Genomic DNA, 3190 nt, shown 5'->3' on the forward strand with positions numbered 1-3190 from the left:
TTCGGGAAGGGTTCAGTGTGGTTCCACCGCGCAATAGACACCAGGAAAACTCTGGTTGGTTGACAGTTAACGGTTAACAGTTAACTGTGAACAAAACCCTGAAGACTGCAAGTAACGCGAAACCAAATGATTTTTGAGGTCAAGCCCTCGGTCTGTTAGCACGGCTCGGCTACATACATTGCTGCACTTCCACCTACCGCCTAAGAACGGGTGTTCTGCCCGTGACCTTACCCACTTAAAGTGGTGAGAGCACTCATCTTGAGGTGGGCTTCCCACTTAGATGCTTTCAGCGGTTATCCGCTCCGCACTTGGCTACCCAGCGTTTACCGTTGGCACGATAACTGGTACACCAGCGGTGCGTTCCTCCCGGTCCTCTCGTACTAAGGAGGACTCCTCTCAATGCTCTTACGCCTGCACCGGATATGGACCGAACTGTCTCACGACGTTCTGAACCCAGCTCACGTACCGCTTTAATGGGCGAACAGCCCAACCCTTGGGACGTACTTCCGCCCCAGGTTGCGATGAGCCGACATCGAGGTGCCAAACCTCCCCGTCGATGTGGACTCTTGGGGGAGATCAGCCTGTTATCCCTAGAGTAACTTTTATCCGTTGAGCGACGGCCATTCCACTCTGCGCCGTCGGATCACTAAGGCCTACTTTCGTACCTGCTCGACTTGTCAGTCTTGCAGTCAAGCTCCCTTTATGCCTTTACACTCGCCGCACGGTTTCCAAGCGTGCTGAGGGAACCTTTGCGCGCCTCCGTTACCTTTTAGGAGGCGACCGCCCCAGTCAAACTGCCCACCTGAAACTGTTCCCTGACCAGATAATGGTCATGGGTTAGAATTCTAGCTTCGCCAGAGTGGTATCTCACCGTTGGCTCCATACTCCCCACAAGGAATACTTCATCGCCTCCCACCTATCCTGCGCAAGCCAAGCCCGAACACAATTCCAGGCTACAGTAAAGCTTCATAGGGTCTTTCTGTCCAGGTGCAGGCAGTCCGTATCTTCACAGACATTCCTATTTCGCCGAGTCTCTCTCTGAGACACCATCCAGATCGTTACGCCTTTCGTGCGGGTCGGAACTTACCCGACAAGGAATTTCGCTACCTTAGGACCGTTATAGTTACGGCCGCCGTTCACCGGGGCTTCGGTCGCTAGCTTCAAGGTTGCCCCCTGACCAACTTCCTTAACCTTCCGGCACTGGGCAGGCGTCAGCCCCCATACTGCGTCGATTTGACTTTGCGGAGACCTGTGTTTTTGGTAAACAGTCGCCTGGATCTCTTCACTGCGACCCACGTCTGAGGTGGGCACCCCTTCTTCCGAAGTTACGGGGCCATTTTGCCGAGTTCCTTAGAGAGAGTTATCTCGCGCCCCTTGGTATTCTCAACCTCCCTACCTGTGTCGGTTTCGGGTACAGGTAACTGTAAGTTAACGTGTTTAGAGCTTTTCTTGGAAGCTAGACTATGCCACTTCCCCACCGTAGTGGGTCGTACTCACGCCTCAACTCGAAACGTTTTCGCCGTCTCTCAACATCTTGACGCTTGAACCGGTAACCAACATCCGGCTGACACTCATCTTCTCCGTCCCTCTGCACAACCTACAATCAGTACGGGAATTTTAACCCGTTGTCCATCGACTACGCCGTTCGGCCTCGCCTTAGGTCCTGACTAACCCTCCGGGGACGAACCTGGCGGAGGAAACCTTAGGGTTTCGGGGTATTGGATTCTCACCAATATTTGCGCTACTCAAGCCGACATTCTCACTTCCGTTTCGTCCACAGCTGCTTGCCGCTACTGCTTCTACCTACGACGGAACGCTCCCCTACCGATTAACGTTAGTTAATCCCACAGCTTCGGTACATCGCTTAGCCCCGTTCATTTTCGGCGCGAGAGCGCTTGACTAGTGAGCTATTACGCACTCTTTCAAGGGTGGCTGCTTCTAGGCAAACCTCCTAGTTGTCTGTGCACTCTCACCTCCTTTATCACTTAGCGATGATTTGGGGACCTTAGCTGGTGGTCTGGGCTGTTTCCCTCTTGACAATGAAGCTTATCCCCCACTGTCTCACTGGCAATGTGTGCTCTGGGTATTCAGAGTTTGTCTCGATTTGGTACCGGTCTCCCAGCCCGCACCGAAACAGTGCTTTACCCCCCAGATATAATCATTACCGCTGCGCCTAAACACATTTCGGGGAGAACCAGCTAGCTCCTGGTTCGATTGGCATTTCACCCCTAACCACAACTCATCCGCTGATTTTTCAACATCAGTCGGTGCGGACCTCCACTTGGTGTTACCCAAGCTTCATCCTGGCCATGGTTAGATCACCAGGGTTCGGGTCTATAAACACTGATTATCGCCCTTTTCAGACTCGGTTTCCCTTTGGCTCCAGCATTCTCGCTTTAACCTACCAGTGCCTATAAGTCGCCGGCTCATTCTTCAACAGGCACGCGGTCAGACTTTAAATAGTCCTCCCACTGCTTGTAAGCTAACGGTTTCATGTTCTATTTCACTCCCCTTCCGGGGTTCTTTTCACCTTTCCCTCGCGGTACTGGTTCACTATCGGTCACACAGTAGTATTTAGCCTTACGAGGTGGTCCTCGCTGATTCACATGGGATTCCTCGTGCCCCATGCTACTCGGGATTCAGCTACTATCCTTGAGTTTTCAACTACAGGACTTTCACCTTCTTTGGTGCAGTATTTAGCTGCTTCGTTTAACCGCCAGATTCGATATCGCTGTCCCACTACCCCAAAAGATAAATCTTTTGGTTTAGGCTCTTCCCCTTTCGCTCACCACTACTTAGGGAATCTCTTTATTGATTTCTCTTCCTCCAGCTACTAAGATGTTTCAATTCGCTGGGTTGGCTCTCTCCTGCCTATATATTCAGCAGGTAGTATTAAGGGTTGCCCCATTCGGAAATCTCCGGCTCAATGTTTGCTTCCAACTCCCCGGAGCATATCGTCGGTAACCACGTCCTTCGTCGCCTCTGTGTGCCTAGGTATCCACCGTTAGCCCTTATTCGCTTGACCACTCTATTCATTTGGTCTTTTTATGACTTGCATTCACAAAAACATCCATTAAGAATGTCTGTGTCTGCCTGCTTTTTTCGCGTTACTATGCAGTTTTCAAGGTTCTGGCTGAGATTTCACTCAGCAGTCTGACTTCTATTAATAAGTCATGTTGCTGAACTCTCA

The 3190-nt window shown here is 51.3% G+C and carries 1 rRNA gene; it reads right to left on the reverse strand.

Annotation, left to right across the window (positions count from 1 at the left end):
- Window positions 1–135: 135 nt before the first annotated feature.
- Window positions 136–3025 (reverse strand): 23S ribosomal RNA (locus tag H6G97_RS51170).
- Between the last annotated feature and the right edge of the window lie 165 nt (window positions 3026–3190).

Origin of the sequence: Nostoc flagelliforme FACHB-838 (genome assembly GCF_014698065.1) — a bacterium.
GTDB classification, from domain to species: domain Bacteria; phylum Cyanobacteriota; class Cyanobacteriia; order Cyanobacteriales; family Nostocaceae; genus Nostoc; species Nostoc flagelliforme_B.